This window comes from Paenibacillus sp. FSL H3-0457, assembly GCF_037981725.1.
In the GTDB taxonomy this organism is placed as follows: Bacteria; Bacillota; Bacilli; order Paenibacillales; family Paenibacillaceae; genus Paenibacillus; species Paenibacillus amylolyticus.
In genome coordinates this window covers 5,987,694-6,009,597 of sequence record NZ_CP150283.1, presented here as the reverse complement: position 1 = coordinate 6,009,597, position 21,904 = coordinate 5,987,694, and the positions used below count along the sequence as shown (strand labels likewise).

Below are 21,904 nucleotides of genomic sequence, written 5' to 3'. Positions count from 1 at the left end.
GAGGATGGCATGGAGAATATTACACTGAGCAAACGAATCCGTACATTCGCCAAACCTTACCGGATCAGCTTGATTACCATGCTGTTTTGCGAGCTGATCATGGTGGTGGTGGATCTGATTGGACCGCTTATTTTTGCCATTTTGATCGACGAAGTGTTCTATCACCGTAATCTTCATTTCTTCGGCTATGTTATTTTGACTTATATTGCTTTGTATGTAGGTGTAAGGGCTCTGAGTTGGATCATTAAATCCATCTGGATTTATTTGAATGTTAAATTTCTGTTTGATATTCGAAAAAGTTTATTTGATCGCATTCTTCATTTTAAAGCGTCTTATTTTCAAAAAGTCCAGACCGGTGATCTGGTCACACGTCTAACAAGAGACACGGATTCTGTCATGCAGTTAATAGAGTTAATCATTTTTCAGATGGCTGCTCCGTTCACGAAATTGCTGGTATCGTTTGTTTTTTTGTTTTATCTAAATCCGTATATCGCCTTAGCCATGATGGTGTTAGTTCCGGTTTCGGTCTGGGTATCACAGTATTTTAATCGTAAGATGACCAAGCAGCAGACGATTTTGCGTGAGAAATACGGGCATTTTGTCAGCTGGATGCTGGAGATGCTTCAAGGCATGAGAGATATTCGTTTGTTGGGGAGTGGTAAACGGGTCACTACACTGTTTACGGGACAGAGTGCAGATGTGATTCGTCTCGACAATCAGACAGAAGTCATGAAATGGATGTCGACCCGCTCTAATGCATTTATTTTTTTGCTATCGGATCTGTCTATCTACGCCATTGCTGGTGTGCTTATTGTTCAGGGACAGCTTACGGCAGGAGCCTTTGTTGCCATTATGTCGTATCTGACCAAGAATAATCAATCCATGATGATGATCTACGAGGCGGTTGTGAATCTGCCCAAGCTGACGGTACAGTCACGCAAAGTCTTTGAACTTCTGGATGAAGAGACGGAAAGAAGCGGTGGTCACTCGGAAGTGGATATGGAAGATGGGGAGACGTCATTCGAGCAAGTAAGGTTTCGGTATGAGGAACAGGGTCCCTATGTGCTGAACGGTCTCACCTTGGAGATCGGTGCCCATGAATCCGTTGCGCTTGTAGGAAAAAGTGGCTCGGGCAAAACAACGATTGTGAACATGCTGCTCGGTTTCTATGCCCCGGAAGAAGGGCAGATTCGCATTGGCGGCAGGCATATAGATGACTATGCTCTGTCTCGACTGCGTAAGAGAGTAGGGATCGTGCAGCAGGAAGCCATACTGTTCAACGAAACCATTCGTTACAACCTGATGCTTGGCAGCGCTCATGCGGATGACGACCACTTGTTGGAGGCATGTGATCAGGCCTTTATTGGAGACTTTATCCGTTCGCTTCCTCAGGGTCTGGACACCGTTATTGGCGCAGGGGGAATGGAGTTCTCTGGAGGACAAAAGCAACGTCTGTCTATTGCACGAATTTTTCTAAAGCAACCCAAATTGATTATATTCGACGAAGCCACTTCCGCTTTGGACTATGAAGCTGAACAAGCGGTCCAGCGTTCCTGGCAGCAATTGAGCAAGGATCGGGCTTCGATTGTCATCGCCCATCGCTTATCCTCTATCCTGAATGCTGATCGGGTTGCTGTTGTGCATGAGGGACGCATTGTAGCTACAGGCACACATGGATATCTGCTGGAGAATAGTGAGCACTACCGTGAGTTATTTGCAGAAGATTTCATCCGGAAGGAGGGACTGATGTCGTGACCAAGGCACCGTCAACTTCCCGGTATGCACTGTTTAAACAGATTAAGCCGTTTATCAAAAATGCGGACCGTCAAATCTTTATTCTGGGTGCACTGAAATTGGCCCTGACCGCTATTGCCCTCATGATTCCTTATCTGTACAAGCTGCTCATTGATCATGTCATGGTTGGACGGGAGCTTGGAATGTTGCCCTATATCCTTTCCGGATACCTGGGCTTATTTGCGTTGGAGACAACCGCTCTGGGGCTGCAAACCCTGTTCAGTAACCGGTTATTAGGTCGGACCAAGTTGGATTTACAACTGAATATGTGGAAAAGATTAGTGCGCATGAAGCCGACTTTATATGAGCGCTATAGTGCGGGAGATCTGAAGAACAGGCTGGATGGAGACGTCACACTGGTCAAAGACTTTATCTTTTTGCATTTGATTGATTATACGTTCAAATGGATCAGCGTAGGGGCATATGCGGTTATTCTGTTGTCGCTGAATTGGAAGATGGCTTTGCTGGGTTTTATCATGCTACCTATTTCCTTCGTCATCAGTTCCCGATTGGGCAAAAAGGCCAAGGCGCTGGTCTCCGAATTCCGTCAGACTACCGGAGAATATGAGACATGGATATCGAACAGCTTCAGACACTGGAAGGAAATCAAGGCACTGAATATGCAGCGCAAAGAATCCATTAAGTTTGTGGGATATTGGAAGAGATTTGGAAAAATCAAGTTCCGGCATCTGGCGTACACCTACGCCAATGAGCTGTATTATACCTTCCAGGATGACTTTATTAATAAGATGAATCTTTATTTTATCGGTGGTTTGCTAATTTTTCAGGGGGAATTAACGATCGGGGGATTGCTTGTCTTTCTGACCTACTATCAACAGATGATTAACAACATTAATGAAATTAATGCCTCCAATGTTCAACTCCATGATGTGACACCTTCCATTGAACGGATCGTTGAATTGCTGGAACTTCCGGTTACACCACAGAGAAAGCTCGCATTACAGCCAGAGTTCCAAGGGCATCTCGAATTCAGGGATGTCTCCTTTCATTATCAGGAGAATCAAAGTAATGTCTTGCATGAGATTAATCTGAACATCCAGCCCGGTGATTATACGGCTATCGTAGGCAGAAGTGGTTCGGGGAAGAGCACGTTAATCAAACTTATTCTGGGGCAGAACGAAACACAGCAAGGGGCCATTCTTGTTGACGGACAGCCCATTGGTGACTTGGGATCAGAATATCTTTATCAACATATTGGGGTCGTTATGCAGGAGAATGCCTTGTTCAGTATGTCCATCATGGATAATCTCAGACTCGTACAGCCTCTGGCAACAGAAGAAGAGGTACGAGAGGTATGTCGTATGGCTTTACTGGATGATTTCATTGAAGGGTTGCCCGACCAGTATAATACCATCCTGGGTGAGTCAAGTATTAAGCTATCGGGAGGGCAGAAGCAACGCTTGGCTCTTGCCAGGGTGCTGTTAACAAGACCCCGAATGCTGATTCTGGATGAAGCAACATCTGCACTGGATAATGACTCGGAACGGAAAATAAATGAGGTGATCCGCGGGATCGCAGAAGATATGACCGTGCTTGTAATCGCACACCGTTATTCAGCTATTCAGGATGCCGAGCAAGTTATTGTGCTCGATCAGGGAGAGATCGTTGCTACGGGCACTCATCTGGAGCTGGCTGGACGACATGAGGTGTATGACACGTTATTCAAGGATCAGCGTCAAGGTATCGGGTCAGTGGTCACCTGAAATAAGTAGAACGATCCTAGGAGGTTTATGACATGACCATCTATTGTCCACTACATTTGGAAGAACACTATAACAACAATGGATTCAGTTATCTTGCTGCAAACCAAATTGGTAATTTCACGACCTTTGGTTCCTCGTACCCTGGAGACGAACTGCCTGATCAGGAGAAGGTACAATGGCAGGATGTTCCGTTTCATTTTCCTCTACACAGACAGGCGTTTAATAATATAGAACTGGATAGCCAGCACATTCCGGTACCTATCGATCTATATTCGACACTATACATTCTGGGTGCAGCAGATAATGGTTCATACCATGAATTCATTTATTTTGAACGAAATGGAGAGCGGATGGGGAGAGCATCATTGGACCTGACCAACTGGACCGAGACGGTTCCACATTATAATGAGGAAATGATGTTTCAATGTAGTGGGGTGTGTACCCAAAAGGGGGCCTTACTGACATCCAAACAGCCTATTATCTGGTTTCAGAAGATTACACTCGAAGAACCCATTTCATTTGACAAGATCCTATTGCCGGACAATCCATGCATGCATATCTTTGCACTAACCTTGGGGAAGGAGTGGAGTATATGAATATTCAGCCCAGAGAAGCACATGAAGAAGGTGAAGATTGCTTTACCTTATGTGTAAGCAGCATTCTCAACTATAAACAAATTACGAATTTTCTTGCAGTGTGGAAACAATGCGGGATGATGTACCATGAAGACCCGGAGAGGGGCACCCCGAAGCTTGTTCCCACGTATATGTCGGTTGAAAATGAGTTTCAACATATTCATCATATTGATTTGAATATCGTCAGAAAAAATGATCGGGCCGAGGTTATAAAGGAAATCATGACGTTGCTTCAGCAAAAAGAAGCAGTTATTGTATGGGTTGATGTATTTTATATGCAGTATAATTCACTCTATCAATTACTTCATTCGTCGCATTGTATTGTATTGTCCGACTATACAGATGGACAGTTTGAGTTTATTGATGATTTTTATCATTTGAAAGGCAATATGGATGAACAGACGTTATTTGAAGCTCTTGATCTAGGTCAGACATCGTTGATTCGTGAGGGCACGCGTTATCGTTATGCTATATTAGATGTTGGGAGTGCCGTCCAACAGGTAAAAGAGAGAGAATTCTACGATATGCTTCATCAAAATCATGAAATAATGGATGGAAAATCCGGGCAACTGGTTAATCAGGTTGAGTGGTATGAATTAGTTAATCCGCATGTAGGCCTGCCTGCAATTGAACGATATATAGACTCTACACGTCAGCATATGCAAGATTCATCAGTGTTGACCGAAGAATATCTGGACAATATGTATGGCGACTTGGCTGGCATAAGTAATAACAGATATTTGTATGGCCACTTCCTAAGAGAGGGAATGCCATATAATCCGGATATTCATCAACTGGTGGAAGCATACGAATATGCTGCGCAACGATGGAATCTCGCCGCTAATATGACATTGAAAAGTCAGTACCTGGATATGGATAGTCGTTATCACATGTTGAACCGAGTGTTGAGTAAAATTGGAGAAATTATAGGTATAGAACAAGAAGCGCATAACATGGTAAAGATTCTGGTTGCGAGTTAGGAGTCTAGGAAACCTTACGGAATTTGCAAAAAGGCCCATAAAGCGAACATCGCTTTATGGGCCTTTTTTATGACTTGCTTCATATTAAGCAGCAGCTTGTTTTCGTGACTGCATTCTCAGATACACCTGAGAGAAAATAACGGATGCAAGTGCAACTACGGTCATACCCCAGAAAATATTGGTGTACGCTGAGGACAGTGGCAAGTTTTGCATCGCCGTCAATGCTACACCAGTAACAGCAACACTGAAAGCACCGCTGAAGAACTGACTAAGTTGGAACAGCCCCATACCTGCGCCCACCTGATCCATGGTCAGATTGCCAGACAATTCATTGGACACGCTGGTGGTTAGGGAAGAGAAGCCTACGCTGAGCAGGACATACACGGCCATGATGGCGTAGATGTTATTGTCTGCAAATAAGGCGAACAATCCGGCAGCGGCCAGTAGCAACCATGGTGCAAATTTCAACAGCAACGTATTGCCGTGTCGGTCAATCATGCGGCCGATCCGGTTGGACAGCAGCATAGACACGACTGCACCGGGGAAGATGACAAGTCCGGATTGAGCAGGTGTCAGTCCATACAGATGCGCCAAGATTTGAGGTAACAGGAACAACGTTGAGAAGTTATTAATGTACGATACAATCCCCAGCGAGCTGAGCATCATATATTTTTTGTCTTTAAACAAAGCAGGTTGAACAAACGGATCTGCCGCGCGCCGAATTCGGAGCCAGAACAGAAGCAGTGCCGCAACACCGATAACAAGCGTGTACCACTGACGGGAAGTCAGGAATAACAACACACCGGTAGTACCGATGGCGAGAAGCACGGCACCCAGCAGGTCAAATGAACCTTTTTGCGGTGTTTCCCGCGGGAGCAGTTTGAAGAATACAGGAATCAAGAATAATGTTAATCCCGTAACGATAAACAGATCATGCCATCCCAGAAACTGAGTAATACTTCCGCCGATGACGGGACCAAGTCCAAGGCCCAGTGAACTCGCGGACATGATTACAGCCATCGATTTACCCCGGCGATCATGTGGAATGTACCGGGTAATCAGTACAATGGCAAGCCCCGGAACCGATGCAGCACCCGCAGCCTGGATCAGACGTGCAATGAGCAAAATGATGAAATGATTACTGAAGAACCCGAGAACGGATGCCGCGCCAAGTAACGTAAGCCCGGTCGTGAATAATGTACGAATAGGTATGAAATCCGATAGACGTGAGAACGTAATCGAGGAAATGGCAAATACAATGGAATACCCTGTAACAATCCATGAGGAAGCGACGGATGTAAGCATAAATTCGGCTGCAATTTTGGGCAGGGCCAGATTAAACATCATTGTATTCATAACAACGAGTACAACGGTGAAGCCAAGCAAGCTTACAATTAATCCTTCCTGTATTCCGGTCCGTTCCCCTGATGATGCGGTTGCGGTGTTGTTCATAAAAACCTCCTAAAGTGATGTGTATTTCGCAACATTTCAGAAACGGTGTGTAACATTTGCAAAATGTAGTATGATGTCAATCCCGTGCCTAACAGCAGGGGTTACATAACGAAATCATTAAAGTTCGATTGGTGTCGAACATTAGAAATATATCATGGATCTGTGTTAAAATACAATGGATAGTCTGAAAAAAGGAGACTACAATATGAAGATTTTACATCATCCACAAGTATCAGATATTGAACTTTCCTCCGTATTGTATGCGTTAAGCGACCCGACTCGTCTTGGGATTGTTGCTGAAGCAGCGAGAAGCGGGGAGCAGCCGTGCAGTCATTTTCATGCACCTGTTGTGAAGTCAACGATGTCGCATCACATTCGTACCTTGCGGGAAGCCGGAGTTATTCGGGTCAGAGTGCAGGGCACTCAGCATTTTCTCACCCTGCGATCCGATGATCTGGAAACGCGCTTTCCAGGACTCCTGCAACCGTTATTGCAGGCCGCAGCTCAGTCGAGCACAGATCCTTCCTAAATGTTGTCCTTTCTTCAGGTCGAAGAGGGGACATTTTTATTTTCTGAACTAGCTCTAATACTGATGCGACATTCTGTGTCGTACCAGGCCCTATATAATAACGGTGAACACACAAACCATATCGAAAAGAGGTTCACAACCATTGGCAAAAACTAAAAGAGGACGCGTTTTGTGGAGTCTTCCTTCCAGGGGCCGGGGAACATGCCCGGTGTGCAGCAGTACCCGAATTAAATTGTTGTATACGCAAACAAAAACAGACGGTACAAGTCTGAAAGTATGCAAGAAATGCTTCAAAGCCGTGCAATCCAGAGTGGATAAGGCACATGTATAACATAACTGGCCTGTTCTTCGGAACGGGCCATGTCTTTTGATATAATCTAATATATTAGGAATGGATGAGATGGGGGCGGGAAGATGAGTAACATGCATCGGATTCACTGGTTTGACGAACAGATTCGGGGTGGACGTTTTCCGAATAGCAGCTGGCTTGCCCGTGAATTTGAAATCTCCCGTCGTCAGGCTCAGCGTGATATTGAATATATGGCAAGTTCCTTGCGAGCCCCTTTGGTGTATATGGCGAAATATCGGGGCTATTGTTATGAGGATCAGACTTTTCGATTGCCCCATTTGTATATGACCGAAGAAGAGCAGCGTGTGCTGAAATATCTGGCGCATCGTTACCGGCATTACGATTATGATCAATCGGACGCGGTGAAACGTGTAGCGCATTTGCTGGAGCGTTTTACGTTGGAGGAACAACAGATGGGAAGTAGTGAGCTCCCAGTGTTTTCGGCGCAACCGAAGCAACTGCAATTCTTTGAATTATTGTCCCATGCCATAACTGACTTGCGTAGAGTGCATATTCATTACAGGGATCACGATGGAGAACGGCAGTTTTCCTTGTGTCCATTAAAGATGATATCCCAGTTTAACGCCGATTACGTGGTGGGTTATGAAGCAGATCCTGTGCAGCAAGTGGCGATTCGCTTGGAGGGCATTGTTCATGTATCGATCTTGGATGAGAGATTTGAGTACAGGTCAGATACCCTCCTAGGTGGATGGGAAGAACCACTGCCTGTGCGTAAACCGTTTGTAGCTGAGGTTCGCTTGAAGGAATTGCAGCAAATGGACCTATGGCAAGGGTATCGTATCCAGGCTAGGCACGATCAGATTTATTCAATTGAATTTTATGACACGGATGCTTTCTTACAGCATTTGTTTATTAGCGAATGGGAGGAACTTTTGTCTCCTGGGTGGCTTAGACGCAAGCTTCAGCAAAGCGCAGAAGGATTAATTGACAGGCTCGCGATACAAAGTAAGCAAAACGTGGAATAAAGCAGCATAGAGAGGAGAAGATCCGTCCTTGGCTGAGAATATTTTAGATAACCTCATCATGAAGCGGGAGTCCAAATCATACGTGGATAGTCTGCATGCGATACTAACCCATACGGGCCAGTTTCAAGGTTCCAAGGTTGTACTTGCCGGATATACGGGCATGGCTTTTAAGCTGTCGGTGCATCGCAGACTACTTCCCATGTCGGTTACAGCGTATGGACAATGGGGGGAAGCGCATCGTCCCGGAATTGATAACCTGGGGATATTCACGATCTGGGATGGGGGACGTACACGTCATTCCACGTTCGGTTATTACCAGCAGGATGCAGTGAACTGGGTGAGACGGAGTATTGATGAAGGCACTGGTGTGATTTACTGGATTCCTGAGTTCGGTGTTATTCATGGATATGATGACAGTGACCGCATCTTTTATGTGCAAGACGGATGGAGCAAGGAACCGCAGATTTTGCTATATGATAATTTCGGCTTGAACTTTACCGGATTTTGGTATTGTCAGGTGTTTGGTGATCAGGTCCGTATCCCTGAACAGCAGATGCTGCTGGAATCCCTGCGACTGGCGATTGAGGATTGGGATATTCCCTATCGTCTGTTACCTGATCAGAATATTACTTCAGGTAGAAAGGCATATGATGTGTGGGTGGAGGCCCTGCGGAGTGGGGATTTCGATGAAACCGGTGCAGGTTATATTTTGGAATCCTTCTGCCATTCGCGAACCGAAATAAGGATGTATTTGCAGGGTGTTCGAGGGATATGGAACGAACTGGATCAGGCTTGTGCATGTTATGAACAGCTTGGGACGTTAATTGACCAAATGAAAGGATATATGGTTCAGCAGGAGAATAGACGTGTCTTGCGACCAGACACCACAGAAGATTTAGCACAAGTACTCGTGAAGGCGAAAGCACTGGAAGAGCAGGCCATTGATTATTTTCGAGTGATATCCAGGAAGTATCCTGACCGTAAAAGGTCCACTATACCACGGTGGGGAGCACATTCCGCACGATAGGATGAGAGGGGAAGGGAGTGAAGGATGATGGCTACAAAAGTAGTATTGCAGGACTGGATTCAATCCCCGCAAGCTGCGAGTTTTGCTGATGAATATAGATCATGGAGCGGTGTGAGCGCATATACAGATGCGTTGTTTCGCATTTTATTACATAAACAGTGGACGGTTTTCCCACACCACATGATTGCAGGTATGACAGCAAGTGCATTCCGATTAGTGGTGGATCGGCGTCTGACGTCAGAGTCAATCTCCGCATACAATTGGATGGCAGAGAACTTTGTCGCAGCAGACTTCATTGGTGTGACGGCGAGCCAGGCAGCGGGCTTTTCGTTCGAACCAACCTTTCCCCTGTATCAGAAGCAGGCTCTGCTGGATATCAAAGCTTCCATTGACCGGGGCGTAGGTGCGATTCTATGGCATGATCAATTTGTCATTGTTACTGGATATGATGATGCGGAACGGGTGTTATTCATCTGTGAAAGTAAAGGTGATGAAATCATTCGTCTGCCCTATGATTCGTTTGGGAGGAACAGTACACCCTACTGGTATTATCAGGTTCTGGAAGCCTGTGCACCTATCGATTTATGGGAAGTCTGCAAGGAATCGTTAATCCAGGCCGTGTACAAATGGGAAACTCATGACTATATGCTGCCGCCCCAAGATTATGCCTGTGGAGCGGCTGCGTATACGGTTATGGCTGCTGCTTTGCAGTCAGGAACATATGACGCAGAACAAACGGCAACTGTACTTCGCTATTATGCCAAATCAAGATTGGATATTGCCTCTTATGTTGCAGGACTTGAGCATCTGTCCACTCAAATGGACCAGGTTATAAACGAGTATGAGCTACTCGCAAACCTGTACACAATGATCATTGAGGAAATAGACAACTCCATCTCTTGGGATTCGAGAGAACCGGAATGTGTGCAAAGAGTTATTGAGCTTATCCGGAAGGCAGGGGCTACGGAACAACGTGCTATTGATGCCATTAACCGTGCCTTTCCAGAGACGATAGGCAATCGTTTTAAGGATGTTGGATTAAGATAATTGGAGCATGATAGAGAAAATTGAAAAACTCAGCAGGAATAAAACCGGACAGGCGCAGCCGATCCGGTTTATTTGTATTGAACATATATGCACATCAACTTATATGATCCACGCTAATCATAACTTTTACAAGAAAAAATAACCAAAATTTTAATTTTGGGGTAATCCAAATCCCCTCTTGTTCCGAATATTATATTAGATGGTCTTTTTTGGATGATGATATTCAAGGACAACAGGGGGCGGGAGTATGGTACATAATCCGGAAACCATTCAGGAATGTATCGAGAATGCACGGCAAAGACTCTACCAGATTGCAAGTCAATACCCGGAACTATGGCATCCGGAGGTTATTCGCCAATCCATGGTGCTGGATGAGTTAATTAATGAATATAACAATGCAACTCGCGGGAGAACGATCTCGAATCAACTGAAATCATGATCTTTCTGAACAAAGAATTCCAAGAGGGGATTCCGTGTGTTTGCCTTACTCTTTTACCGCCCCGAGCACAATCCCCTTTACGAAGAAACGCTGCAAGAACGGATATACGAGCAGGATCGGCAGAGCGCCAATAAAGATCTGAGCTGCGTTCACCGTACGTTGAGACATGTTCTGGAGCTGCGTTGCATCCACGTTCATGTTGGAGAAATCTTGCTGTACAATTATGGTCTGCATTAACGTGGCGAGTGGATATTTGGAAGCATCATTCATATAGATCAAACCGTCAAACCAGGAATTCCATTGACCTACCATGGTGAATAAGGAGATCGTGGCAATGGCGGGCATGGAAACAGGCAGATAGATTTTGAACAGAGTTGTGATATGGTTGGCTCCATCGATAAATGCGGCTTCTTCCAGCTCTTTCGGCACGTTGCGGAAAAAGTTCATCATGAGAATCAGGTTCCAGACAGCCACCGCGCCTGGCAAAATGAGAGCCCACATCGTATTCATCAATCCAAGCTTCTGGATCAAAATATAGGATGGAATCAATCCCCCGCTAAATAGCATCGTGAAGATGAAAAACCACGCATATAATGAACGTCCCTTGAAATGCAGACTCTCCTTGGATAAAGGATAAGCCGTCAGGAAAACAAGTGTCATACTGAGCAGTGTGCCAAGAACGGTACGTTGAACTGAAATCCAGAGTGCGCTGAGAAAGTTACTGTTACCAAATGTTTTGGTATAGGCGTCCACCGTAAAATCAATCGGCCACAGTGTCACCAGATTGGCGGATGCTGCCGCTTTACCACTGAAGGAAACCGCCAGAATATGGACCAGCGGCAGGATGCACAGGATCGAGACGGCCGCGATGAATATCAGGTTGAAACCATTGAATATACGGTACCCGGTTGTTTTGTGATACACCTTGATTCCTCCTCTGCATTTTGCATAATTCGATTTGAATCGCTCGCGTGTACAAGATATAGACGAACTGAACCATTTCGATCTCTATCTTTCTTATTGAAAGTCGCTGTCTGGATTTATGCAAAATGCTTCTTAAAAAATACGGTAATTGGCGATTTTGTACGCCATCCGGTACGCAGAGATGACCAGGAACATCGCGACAAATGATTTGAATAGTCCAACAGCGGTCGCAAAGCTCATTTTGCCATTCAGAATTCCCATCCGGTAGACAAAGGTATCGATAATGTCGCCTTTCTCATATACCAGCGGATTGTACAGGTTAAAGATCTGGTCAAAGCCTGCATTCAGGATATTGCCCAGCGATAACGTACCTACCACGATAATCATCGGCACGAGTGCAGGTAGGGTAATGTGCAAAGTCTGTCTGAGTCGTGTTGCCCCATCCACCTCCGAAGCCTCATACAATGCCGGGTTAATACCCGCAAGTGCTGCCAGAAATACAATCGTTCCGAATCCAAACTCCTTCCATACATCACTGACAACCACCGTTACACGGAACCAGTCGCCATCTCCCAGAAAGAAGATCGGTTCAACGCCTGCCGCCGCTAACACCTGGTTTACCAACCCACCTTCCGGTGATAACATATCGAGCAGAATGCCGCCCAGGACAACCCAGGACAGGAAATGGGGCAGATACACCAAGGTCTGTGAGAAACGTTTGAACGTGGAGTTCCGAACCTCATTCAGCAAAATGGCAAACACCACGGGGGCCAGAAGTCCGGCCACGATTTTCATCGAAGCAATCAGCACCGTGTTCCAGATGACCTGAACGCTGTCGGGATATTCGAACATGAACCGGAAGTTGTCCCAGCCCACCCATTTGGAGCCAGTGAATCCCAGCCACGGTTTGAAGTCTTGAAAAGCAATAATAATGCCGCCCATGGGCACATAGGCGAACAGTAATGTGAGCAGTACAGCAGGCAGCAGCATCAGATGCAGCGGCCACGTACGTTTGAAATTCCAGCGGGTACGTTTGCGTGGATGGGGTGTCATTTTTCGCACCGGCGTATTGGTTGTTAACGGTTGTTCGATAGCCATCAGGGTCCCTCCTTTATCTCGTCCAGCCCAGGTAACATGAGGCGAGCAAGCCTCAGCACAGAGTGGAGCAACTGAATTATAGCAACGGAGAAGGGTCGACTATAGAACAACATTTCAATGCGGATGTTGAAATATTAACTTGTTGATGGAAACAGAGGTTTTCAAGTCACAGGAAAACGGGAGAACATAAAATCATATAGAAATGTAAGGGTTTTCAATATAAAATAGGACTTCGGTGTAGAACGACTTCAAATTCAGGGACAGGGTGAAACAATGAAATTCACAGTATTTGCGAAGACGGTCATTCTCTTAATCTGCCTGCTCGTACCCATTCTGCTGCTCTATACGTATGCGAACCAGGCAAATGTGGACATGGTCGTTGAAGAGAAACAACAGTCGAGTCTGAACCAGTTCAATTATTTCAGTTCGCAGGTGGATAAAAATATCGAGCAGCTCTCGCTGTATGGCCTGACATTGCTGCGAGATCCGAGTATCCTGCATTACCGTTACATGACGGACTCCACCAGCCAATATGAGAAGAACAGTATCTATCTGGATATTCTCGACAAATTATCGTTGTACCAGTCCACCAGCCGCTGGAAGAACGATATTACCATTGTCCTGCCACAAGCGGAACTTGTGTTATCCACCATGTCCAGCCGGACGGTTTACGATGAGAAGATGTTGACGTTCCCGCAACCTGGCCAATGGCAGCTGGAGCAGGGGAGTTTCACCTACTTTTTCACGGATAACTACGAGTGGAATGAAAAACCGGTGAACACAGGCGTGCGAACGGTGATGGAGATTAATTTTGACCCGATGAACGTGGTTGCCATGTTGGATGATTTTAAAGAAACGCAGGGAGGAGATCCTTTCTTGCTGGTACCAGGTAATGATCCGTTGCTGAATCGTACGGCGGACCCCGAACTGGTCGAAGCGATTATGCGTGATATGCCTTTTAACGGGCCGGAGAGAGAAGGCAATCATCAATTGGAGGTGGGCGGCAAACAATATCTGGTCAGTTACGTGCACTCCAAACAACTGCAAGCAGTATACGTGAACCCGGTGGTATTGGATGATTTGCTAACCCCGATGGACAAGAGCCGAAATATGTTTATTACTTCCATTTTGTTACTGCTCGTGCTGAGTATCGGTGCTGCACTGCTTTTGTATCGAAAAGTTCAGGTGCCCATCCACCGTTTGATGAGAGGACTGCAACAGATTCGCAAAGGACAGCTGTCCACACGGATTCCGGTCGATCACTCTCGTGATGAATTCGCGTACCTGACCCAGAGCTTCAACCATATGGCGGAGCAGATTCAGGAACTGATCGAGAAGGTATACGAGGAACGTATTCGCTCACGGGAAGCGACATTGAAGCATCTGCAGTCGCAGATCAATCCGCATTTTCTATACAACTGCCTGTTTTATATCAAAAATATGACCCAGCTCGGCAACCGTGAAGCGGTTATTGCCATGTCGCTAAGTCTGGGAGACTACTATCGCTACATTACGCGGGGCGAGAATGACATGACGACAGTGGAAGAAGAGATCCGGTTGCTGGACCATTATTTGTCCATTCAACAGATGCGAACCAACCGGCTGACCTACGAGATTGCCGTACCGCAGCATTTGATGCAGCTCTACATTCCGCGACTGCTCATTCAACCCATCGTTGAGAATGCAGTGATCCATGGCATCGAGCCGATGGAGGGCAGTGGGCATGTTGTCGTTACGGGGATGGCGGTAGCTGAACATATTGAGGGTCGGAAATATACAAGATATAGCCTGTTTGTTGACAATGACGGTGTCACGCTGACAGCGGAAGAGATTGCGGAATTGGAACGGGAGATCAATGAACCGATGGGCGAGGAAATTGGAACAGGTACGTGGAATGTGCACCAGCGTCTCGTTACGCGATATGGGCTGTCGTCCGGGCTTCATTTTGGAGCGATTCCTTATGGTGGACTTAGTGTAGAAATTCGATGGTTTGAGGAGGAACAACCGCATGATGAATCTGATGGTCGTGGATGATGAACATTCAGCAGTAGAGTCGATCGCTGTCTCGATACCGTGGAGAGAACACGGGATTGGGCAGGTATTCAAAGCCTATTCAGTCAAAGAAGCTCTGGAACATATGGCATCACATCAGGTCCATATTATTATCACGGATATCCGCATGCCGGGTATGTCCGGTCTGGATCTGGTCAGTCACATCCGCCAAAAGTGGGAACAGACCAAATGTATTATTTTATCGGGGCATGCTTCCTTCGATTATGCGAAGCAGGCGCTCAAACATGGGACAGTCAGTTATCTGCTCAAGCCGGTCCGGGATGAGGAACTGATTGAATCCGTGCAACAGGCTGTAGTGCAGATTCGCCTGGAGGGTGAGAAACAATTGCTGCATCAGCGGGCCATGTATTCGGTAAGGGAACATCTGCCTGAGAAGCGAGCGGAGCTGATGAAGGATGTACTGTTAGGGCATAAATTTGCGGATGCTGAACTCGAAGGCAAGCTGGAGCAACTGGAGATCGGGTTCCGTCCACAGGATAAAATGCAACTGCTGCTCATCCGGTATGATGACCATCAACCTACACATAAAGCGTTTCGATTGATGAAGTACGCCATCTCGAATGTAGTGGAAGAGATCTACGGCAGTACCTATCATCTCTGCCATACGGATGATGCCTATGATGATCTGGTCTTCATGGCCAGTCCCAAACAAACTCAGGCCGAACCGGAAATGTTAATGGGCCGACTTGGAGAGCGGTTGATCCACAGTGTGAGGCAGTATCTGAACGCGACCATTTCCCTGTCCGTTAGTCGTATGGGGCGTTTCCCAGATCAGGTGCCGCAGCTATATCATCAAGCTGTGAGTGCACTTCGCAAGCAGGCCGAGGCGGGCAAAGGATTACATTTGAATGCGGCGGCAGGAACCAATGGGGCCACGTTGAAGTCTCTTGCAGCGCTGTATGAACCACCGGGTCTGACGACGTTACTGGAAGCCGGGCGCATGGAGGATGCACACCGCAAGATTGATCAGATCTTTGCCGAACTGTCGAACAGTGTGTTCCCGGAGCATGTGTATGTGGCTTTTCATTATCTGGCGGCAGCATTCTCCTATATGGCTCATCGGGAAGGGAGACAGTTAGCCGATGTGCTTGGCCAGCAATACCAGCAGCTGCTCAAGGATGGATATGGTATCTCGCTGCGTAGTCTGGAAACGTGGACCAGATGTGTGATGAAGCAGTGGGAAGAGAGCACAAGCGATGCGGGACAGGATGCCGGATCAACGCTGATTCGGCAGGTGCAGCAATGGATTGACCATCATCTGGGTGAGGATCTATCATTGCAGGTCATTGCCGGAGAGGTGCATTTGCACCCCGTATATCTGTCGAAAATGTACAAACAATCCACAGGTGAAGGCATTAGTGATTATATTATCCGTTCCAGAATGGAACGTGCGGTTCATTTGCTGAAGCATACGGCGATGAAGATCTATGAAGTTGGTCAGGAAGTGGGGTACAATAATACACCTTATTTCATTCAGGTGTTCCGCAAACATTATGGACTGACCCCGCAAGATTTTCGGAACGGTTAACAAATCGATATGAACATTGAAATTGTGATATATGTTTGCCTCCCCGGCTGCACTATCCTTTTCATGTAAGGTGCATTTGGCACGCAAGGGTATCCAAGTTACCTGAGGAGGGGTTAGTTCATGTATAGAAAAATGATGACGGCATTGCTCGCAATCACGATGGTTGCTGTAACAGCATGTAGTTCGGGGGTCAAGGAAGAACCGGCGAAGGAAGCCGCTGCACCACTTGCTCTGCAAGATGGGAAGTATGAACCGGCGGTACAGATGAGTTATTTGCGGGCCTGGAATGATGATACGAAATTCAAGAACGGGGAAACAGCCCAGAACAATGTGCATACCAAATGGGCCAAGGAACGGCTTGGCATCGATCTGACCACGCCATGGGCTGTATCGGTGACCAATGATACATTTTACACGAAATTACGCTTGTCCCTGTCCGCTAACGAAGAACTGCCGGATATTGTCTCCATTCGGGGAGACTACAATCTGGTACGGGAATTAATTGAGTCCGGCAAATTTGCGAATGCAGGCGAGTTGTTTGACAAGTATGCTTCGGACACATGGAAACAGGCATCTGAATCGGCACCCGAGGAATGGTATCCATACATGTATGAGGGCGAGCGTTACGGTATTCCGATCTTCGATTATGCCTACAACGGCGATTCGGTCATGTTTATCCGGGAAGACTGGCTGAAGAAGCTGGGACTGGAAGAACCAAAAACCATGGATGAGCTGGTTACGGTCATGGATGCTTTTACAAATCAGGACCCGGATGGGAACGGTAAGAAAGATACGTATGGTCTGACCGTGGGCATGAAAAATGCGCTCAATACCTGGATGACGGAATCCGGCTGGATCTTCGGCATGTACAACACGATGCCTGGACAGTGGAATGATGCCGGAGACGGAACACTGCAATATGGCTCCATTCAGCCAGGTGTGAAGGAAGGCCTTGCAACGATGAAAGATTGGTTGTCCAAAGGTTACCTGCCCAAAGAAGCGGGTGTCTATGACGAGATCAAGGCAGCAGAATTGTTCACCGCAGGTAAAGCAGGCATTATTGTGGGACCACACTGGATGCCAAACTGGCCGATTGATGATGTGAAGAAAAATGTGGACGGTGCCACGTACAAGGCCATTGCTTTACCTACAGGACCAACAGGTGAGAGCCACCAGCATGGTTCTGGTGCAAGTAACGGCGTTGTACTGATTAACAAAGACATGGCGAACCCGGAGATTTTCTTCACGTACCAAAATTATCTGTTCGACAACTTTGCTAATCCGGAAGTGGGAAGCGAGTTCGAACATGGCTTCGCACAAGGATATGATTATGACATCGTGGATGGCAAAGTCGTTGGTGAAGCTGAAGTGAAGGACGGCGTATCACCACTCAAATATACGATTACGTATGATGGTGCACGGATTCCGAATCTCATGATGGATACGCTGGCGGAACTTGCAAAGGGCAAGGAACCGGAGACTCCTTTTGAGAAAAATACGAAGATTGCCAACAAACCGGAAGTATTTGTAGCCGCTGAGGTGGTCGTTGCGAATAAAGATAACGCGATCAAGAACAAGTTCACCGGGGCACCAACCGAGACGATGAAAATGAAGAAGGACGCAATCGACAAGTTGGAGAAAGATACGTTCAGCAAGATCATCTATGGTCAGGTGGGCATTGAGGAATTTGATGCGTTTGTGACAAAGTGGAAGTCCATGGGCGGGGATGATATTACCGCCGAAGTGAACGAGTGGTATAAGACAGTTAATTAATTTACAAAGCAGGGGAGAACTGATGAATTCATCAGTCTACCCTGCTTTTTTTGTCTCGAATAACATTTATGGAAAAATAGAACCTTTGGAGTTATAACTATTAATCTATATCGTACAGATCGATTATGACTCGCAGCGGACAAAAGTTACTTGTTTTCCTAGAATCACATTCTCAACCTTCCATCCGGCATTTAACCAGGATAGTGCCTGTGTATGATTATTGGAATTATTCACCCACCATTGTTCGCGATTATACGCTGTAGGGGGTAACGTAAATCCAAGAATCTCCTCAAGCTCTGCATATGTAAGGGTGATTGAAACTTGATTCAAATAGTTTTCCAAGGGGAAGTATTTGCTGTAGCTCATTTAGTCAGACCTCCTGAAAAGGAATACAATGATTATACAACGTGGGGATGATGATAGCGAGGGCATACCGAGAGCGTACATAGTTATGAAAAAAAAGGAATCCGTAGATCTCTTTGACCAGCAAACAACCGTGCATAAGCCTTATTGTTCCGGGTGTACTTGAGAGAGTAAAATAATAGGTAATATACGAACATCAATACGTATTTATAACATAGATGCCCCGGATTAATCCGGGATTCATAGAGGTTCAAGTGTGGTTGATGAACATCATAAGATGCATGGGAAGGCAGGAGATCAGATGAGTACACTTTATGATCAGGCGATGGAAGAGATGATGACAACGATCCATGAATGGTTTGATGAACAGGAAAAGCGGGATGACTTGGAAAGTGTTGTGAAGCGAACTACACTGCAAATGGGTATTTTTAATGATATTGTACTGGATTACAGACCTGGACGGACCACGGTAGACAGCCTGGATCTGGGTTTGGATGATGATGATGTAAAATTAAAGCAGGCAGGAGCCTTTACCGAGGAACAGGTACGGAACGAGATCGGGCCTAAGCTTGCAGAGGTTGTTCAGGAAAGATTGGACAAGCTGGCAGATACTCCGTTGGTTGACTACCGCTTCACCTTGCGAGGGAAATTCCCAACAACTGAAGGCAAGCTGCAACTGACTTTATTGGAATGGATAAACGAAGAGAAAAGACAGCTACTCCTTGAGCGTATTCATACCTATGTAGACAAGAAGCTGGAACACGGTACATATCCAACGAAGCCATTGGAATCCTTCTTTTTGACGAGCCATCTGCTCGATCCAAAGCTGTTCCCGGAGTTGGATGTAGCATGGACCATCGGGCAGTATGACCGGATACAAGAGTTGAATCAGGGGCGTCAGGAGGCACTTGCAGAACATCGTGGTGAGATAACTCGTGCGGTGACGGCATGGGCGGAGAATCAGTTTTTGCCACAGTATTATAATGTTCAGTCTTCGCCTTATCGTACCAATGAATATTCACTAAAACCTGGAGCAACGCTGGAGTCGAACATTGAGACACAGGCAGGCCAACATTTGAACGAGCCTGGGAAGGAGCAAACATCCGAAACTCAATCAATCGATCTGCTATTATATGCGGCGGTCATGATTCTACGTTTTGAACCCAGTTATAGCAAATCCAAAGGTCTGACTTTCTTGGAGCTCGCGAAGCAACTCGGTAGCAAACGTGCTGCACGTATGATGACAGAAGGTAGCGGAACGTATGCGAAGGACGATATTCATGTGAGAACGGAAGAAGTGGAATGCAAAGCAAATGATGTATTTGCTTTGATGACCATTCACATTCGTAAGGAAGAGGCTGGTGCCTATCAACAGGCACTTACCTTTATCACTCATTTATTGAAACAGGGCTTTCCGAAAAGTTATAAGATCAAGCTCAAGTCCAGCGTAAAGCAGTATTTGCCGATCAAGGGACTCGCGAAGTCGGATACCTACCGATTCTTTGCCAATGCACTGGAGTACCCGGAGCTGCATCCGCTTCTGGAAGAGTATGCGCGTGAGGCTATCCAGGAGTTTGAGTTTTATGAGGATACCGAGGGAGAGAAAAGCTGTATGCCGGGCAGTTATGCAACTTTTGGGCTGGGGCTCGTAGATGAGCGGTATTTCCCGCTGGTTGAATATTACATGGGCGAAGTGGATGATGAGCATCAGTTGATTCAGGATAAGTTCATTGCGGCATTTGTAGAACAACAGGGTGTAACGGCTCAATCCATACCTGCGTTAGTCGCCAGCTTGCGTCGTTCGACCGATAGTCTGAAGTTGAAGATTCAGCCCGAGCTGGAGAATGATGAAATACTCGAACTGTTGGTTAGGCAGATTCAAAAACTTGAGTATTATGAAGCGGAACGTGTACTCTATCCGATCTTTGGCAAGGTGGAGAAGCTCTCAACGCTTGCTCGCAAAGCGGAGGGAAGACGGGAGGAATTATTACTGGAACTGTTGCAGGCCGCAGGGAAATAAAAATGTAAACAAGACAAGTGAGATTGCTGTGTAAGTAAAGCATTTCAGAGAAGTGAAAGTGCATAAGGAAAGGTGGGGAGAGTTATGGAAGCGTTGAGTCGAGAAATGTGGCAGGCGTTGAATGCTCAGGACAAAGAGGCATGGATGCGTAAGCTTGTCCGTCAGTTACCAGACGGTATGGTATATGAGGGTCTCGAGACATTTGAACGATTTGGTCAGCGGATGGAGACAGGTGTATTTACGGAGGATGGGCTGAGATTTGTGTTTGTGCCTGGGGATCGGGTAACACTCGGCTGGGATCGTTGGCAGCATGGTATGAACGAAGAGACATCAGCCGACCTGCATGAAACGGTCAGTGAGTATGGTGTGGAGGACGTAGATTCGTTTCTGGCGAGTCAAATGTCACCTGTAAGAACGGTCAACATTGCGCCGATGCTTGTTGAATGCGAACTGATCTCACTTGGCTGGATTGAAGTGTCCAAGGAGGAAGCATTTGCACAGGAAAATCCTGATTTCCCTTCAGCACTGGAGCAGTTTAAGCAGTCGGAGATCCGTGAATATGAACTGCATCAACAATTTCGTCTGATTCGCCAAAGTGAGAATGAAGTCCGAATCCTGTGGTTCAACGAAGGAATAGAGTTGGAAGACGTTGTGAGGGAGGAAGCTACAGCGGGTTTTGGTTTACTAACCGAAGACGAATGGGAGTATATCTATGGCGGCGGTTGTCGCACGTTATTTCCCTGGGGTGACAGCTTCGACTATACGATGAGATTGAAGCACTTTGGAAGTCTGGAAGGCGTGGATGAAATTGTGGATGGATTGGCAGAGACGGCCTCTTCACGGGTTGAAGAAAAGGATGATTGTCCTTATGATCTGGAACTGCCAAATTTCTTCGGAGTGCAATTTGCTGGTGATCCCTACAAGTATGAGCTTACACTGGATTCGGTCGGAGATGTGATGCCCAAAGGCGGAGACGGCGGTAGCCTGATATGTGGCGGTACAGGGCCGCTGGTTGGTTTCTTGCCTGCTGCTACGGTCTATTATCGAGACGTTAATGCCAGTGAACTCGACTGGGAGGATTTGATGGATGCGATGATGTATCGCAGGGTTATTCGTTTGGCTGAACTAAAGGTTTGATGGGTTAACCGAAACAGCTATTAAGC

Annotated in this window: 19 protein-coding genes; 15 read left to right on the top strand and 4 right to left on the bottom strand. The window is 46.4% G+C overall.

Translation table 11 applies throughout. The features are described 5' to 3' along the window. Positions 1-9 precede the first annotated feature (9 nt). From MHH25_RS26700 to MHH25_RS26685, 4 genes are read left to right on the top strand one after another with little or no spacing between them, the layout of a single operon-like run. Positions 10-1,755, top strand: a complete 1,746-nt coding sequence (locus MHH25_RS26700; RefSeq protein WP_338707059.1) for an ABC transporter ATP-binding protein — start codon at positions 10-12, stop codon at positions 1,753-1,755. After that, positions 1,752-3,518 (top strand): ABC transporter ATP-binding protein, encoded by a 1,767-nt coding sequence (locus MHH25_RS26695; RefSeq protein WP_340018568.1) that lies wholly within the window; start codon positions 1,752-1,754, stop codon positions 3,516-3,518. Before MHH25_RS26700 ends, MHH25_RS26695 begins: the two co-directional genes overlap by 4 nt. Positions 3,519-3,550: 32 nt before the next feature. Then, positions 3,551-4,114, top strand: a complete 564-nt coding sequence (locus MHH25_RS26690) for a hypothetical protein (protein ID WP_036668110.1) — start codon at positions 3,551-3,553, stop codon at positions 4,112-4,114. After that, positions 4,111-5,133 carry a BtrH N-terminal domain-containing protein gene (locus MHH25_RS26685; protein ID WP_036668109.1) on the top strand — a complete coding sequence of 341 codons (1,023 nt, stop codon included), beginning with the start codon at positions 4,111-4,113 and terminating at the stop codon, positions 5,131-5,133. The genes MHH25_RS26690 and MHH25_RS26685 overlap by 4 nt, the downstream gene beginning before the upstream one ends. 84 nt (positions 5,134-5,217) lie before the next feature. On the opposite strand, the gene MHH25_RS26680 is transcribed toward MHH25_RS26685, so the two are convergent. Then, positions 5,218-6,585, bottom strand: coding sequence for an MFS transporter (locus MHH25_RS26680; RefSeq protein ID WP_340018567.1), 1,368 nt, complete (start codon positions 6,583-6,585; stop codon positions 5,218-5,220). 205 nt (positions 6,586-6,790) lie between these two features. On the opposite strand from MHH25_RS26680, the gene MHH25_RS26675 reads away from it, so the two are divergent. From MHH25_RS26675 to MHH25_RS26650, 6 genes are all read left to right on the top strand, one after another. Continuing rightward, positions 6,791-7,114 carry a helix-turn-helix transcriptional regulator gene (locus tag MHH25_RS26675; protein WP_036606795.1) on the top strand — a complete coding sequence of 108 codons (324 nt, stop codon included), beginning with the start codon at positions 6,791-6,793 and terminating at the stop codon, positions 7,112-7,114. 142 nt (positions 7,115-7,256) lie between these two features. Next, the gene (locus tag MHH25_RS26670) at positions 7,257-7,445 is read left to right on the top strand and encodes a hypothetical protein (RefSeq protein ID WP_074096524.1); all 189 of its coding nucleotides are present in this window, start codon (positions 7,257-7,259) and stop codon (positions 7,443-7,445) included. Positions 7,446-7,528: 83 nt separating this feature from the next. Next, positions 7,529-8,449 (top strand): WYL domain-containing protein, encoded by a 921-nt coding sequence (locus MHH25_RS26665; protein WP_340018566.1) that lies wholly within the window; start codon positions 7,529-7,531, stop codon positions 8,447-8,449. Positions 8,450-8,477: 28 nt separating this feature from the next. Then, entirely contained in the window at positions 8,478-9,476 is a 999-nt protein-coding gene (locus MHH25_RS26660; RefSeq protein ID WP_340018565.1) for a hypothetical protein, read from the top strand. Between the two features lie 24 nt (positions 9,477-9,500). Continuing rightward, on the top strand, positions 9,501-10,523 hold the full coding sequence (locus MHH25_RS26655; protein ID WP_340018564.1) for a hypothetical protein: 1,023 nt from the start codon (positions 9,501-9,503) through the stop codon (positions 10,521-10,523). A gap of 247 nt (positions 10,524-10,770) precedes the next feature. Next, positions 10,771-10,962, top strand: a complete 192-nt coding sequence (locus tag MHH25_RS26650; RefSeq protein WP_036668104.1) for an aspartyl-phosphate phosphatase Spo0E family protein — start codon at positions 10,771-10,773, stop codon at positions 10,960-10,962. Between the two features lie 45 nt (positions 10,963-11,007). Here the strand turns inward: MHH25_RS26650 and MHH25_RS26645 are convergent, their stop codons facing one another. Both MHH25_RS26645 and MHH25_RS26640 read right to left on the bottom strand, forming a co-directional pair. Beyond that, the gene (locus MHH25_RS26645) at positions 11,008-11,886 is read right to left on the bottom strand and encodes a carbohydrate ABC transporter permease (protein WP_047841631.1); all 879 of its coding nucleotides are present in this window, start codon (positions 11,884-11,886) and stop codon (positions 11,008-11,010) included. Positions 11,887-12,018: 132 nt separating this feature from the next. Continuing rightward, positions 12,019-12,939 carry an ABC transporter permease subunit gene (locus MHH25_RS26640; protein WP_237178266.1) on the bottom strand — a complete coding sequence of 307 codons (921 nt, stop codon included), beginning with the start codon at positions 12,937-12,939 and terminating at the stop codon, positions 12,019-12,021. A 318-nt stretch (positions 12,940-13,257) separates the two neighbouring features. Here MHH25_RS26640 and MHH25_RS26635 point away from each other — a divergent pair, with 318 nt between their 5' ends. The 3 genes from MHH25_RS26635 (at position 13,258) to MHH25_RS26625 (ending at position 18,358) form a co-directional block, all read left to right on the top strand. Continuing rightward, positions 13,258-15,018 (top strand): histidine kinase, encoded by a 1,761-nt coding sequence (locus tag MHH25_RS26635; RefSeq protein ID WP_340018563.1) that lies wholly within the window; start codon positions 13,258-13,260, stop codon positions 15,016-15,018. Further along, the gene (locus MHH25_RS26630; RefSeq protein ID WP_340018562.1) at positions 14,993-16,585 is read left to right on the top strand and encodes a response regulator; all 1,593 of its coding nucleotides are present in this window, start codon (positions 14,993-14,995) and stop codon (positions 16,583-16,585) included. The genes MHH25_RS26635 and MHH25_RS26630 overlap by 26 nt, the downstream gene beginning before the upstream one ends. A gap of 120 nt (positions 16,586-16,705) precedes the next feature. After that, the gene (locus MHH25_RS26625) at positions 16,706-18,358 is read left to right on the top strand and encodes an extracellular solute-binding protein (RefSeq protein ID WP_340018561.1); all 1,653 of its coding nucleotides are present in this window, start codon (positions 16,706-16,708) and stop codon (positions 18,356-18,358) included. Positions 18,359-18,481: 123 nt separating this feature from the next. Here MHH25_RS26625 and MHH25_RS26620 read toward each other — a convergent pair whose 3' ends face one another. Beyond that, positions 18,482-18,724: a hypothetical protein gene (locus tag MHH25_RS26620; RefSeq protein ID WP_036606815.1), complete on the bottom strand. Its 243-nt coding sequence runs from the start codon at positions 18,722-18,724 to the stop codon at positions 18,482-18,484. Between the two features lie 298 nt (positions 18,725-19,022). Here MHH25_RS26620 and MHH25_RS26615 point away from each other — a divergent pair, with 298 nt between their 5' ends. Both MHH25_RS26615 and MHH25_RS26610 read left to right on the top strand, forming a co-directional pair. Continuing rightward, complete coding sequence (locus tag MHH25_RS26615) at positions 19,023-20,741, top strand: DUF6138 family protein (RefSeq protein ID WP_340018560.1); 1,719 nt, start codon at positions 19,023-19,025, stop codon at positions 20,739-20,741. An 84-nt stretch (positions 20,742-20,825) separates the two neighbouring features. Continuing rightward, on the top strand, positions 20,826-21,878 hold the full coding sequence (locus tag MHH25_RS26610; protein WP_340018559.1) for a hypothetical protein: 1,053 nt from the start codon (positions 20,826-20,828) through the stop codon (positions 21,876-21,878). Positions 21,879-21,904: the final 26 nt, after the last annotated feature.

Bases quoted from the DNA above. Each gene is read 5' to 3' on its own strand.
- MHH25_RS26700 (WP_338707059.1), top strand. From the start codon at position 10: ATGGAGAATATTACACTGAGCAAACGAATCCGTACATTCGCCAAACCT.
- MHH25_RS26690 (WP_036668110.1), top strand. From the start codon at position 3,551: ATGACCATCTATTGTCCACTACATTTGGAAGAACACTATAACAACAAT.
- MHH25_RS26685 (WP_036668109.1), top strand. From the start codon at position 4,111: ATGAATATTCAGCCCAGAGAAGCACATGAAGAAGGTGAAGATTGCTTT.
- MHH25_RS26680 (WP_340018567.1), bottom strand. From the start codon at position 6,585: ATGAACAACACCGCAACCGCATCATCAGGGGAACGGACCGGAATACAG.
- MHH25_RS26675 (WP_036606795.1), top strand. From the start codon at position 6,791: ATGAAGATTTTACATCATCCACAAGTATCAGATATTGAACTTTCCTCC.
- MHH25_RS26665 (WP_340018566.1), top strand. From the start codon at position 7,529: ATGAGTAACATGCATCGGATTCACTGGTTTGACGAACAGATTCGGGGT.
- MHH25_RS26655 (WP_340018564.1), top strand. From the start codon at position 9,501: ATGATGGCTACAAAAGTAGTATTGCAGGACTGGATTCAATCCCCGCAA.
- MHH25_RS26650 (WP_036668104.1), top strand. From the start codon at position 10,771: ATGGTACATAATCCGGAAACCATTCAGGAATGTATCGAGAATGCACGG.
- MHH25_RS26640 (WP_237178266.1), bottom strand. From the start codon at position 12,939: ATGACACCCCATCCACGCAAACGTACCCGCTGGAATTTCAAACGTACG.
- MHH25_RS26635 (WP_340018563.1), top strand. From the start codon at position 13,258: ATGAAATTCACAGTATTTGCGAAGACGGTCATTCTCTTAATCTGCCTG.
- MHH25_RS26630 (WP_340018562.1), top strand. From the start codon at position 14,993: ATGATGAATCTGATGGTCGTGGATGATGAACATTCAGCAGTAGAGTCG.
- MHH25_RS26625 (WP_340018561.1), top strand. From the start codon at position 16,706: ATGTATAGAAAAATGATGACGGCATTGCTCGCAATCACGATGGTTGCT.
- MHH25_RS26620 (WP_036606815.1), bottom strand. From the start codon at position 18,724: ATGAGCTACAGCAAATACTTCCCCTTGGAAAACTATTTGAATCAAGTT.
- MHH25_RS26615 (WP_340018560.1), top strand. From the start codon at position 19,023: ATGAGTACACTTTATGATCAGGCGATGGAAGAGATGATGACAACGATC.
- MHH25_RS26610 (WP_340018559.1), top strand. From the start codon at position 20,826: ATGGAAGCGTTGAGTCGAGAAATGTGGCAGGCGTTGAATGCTCAGGAC.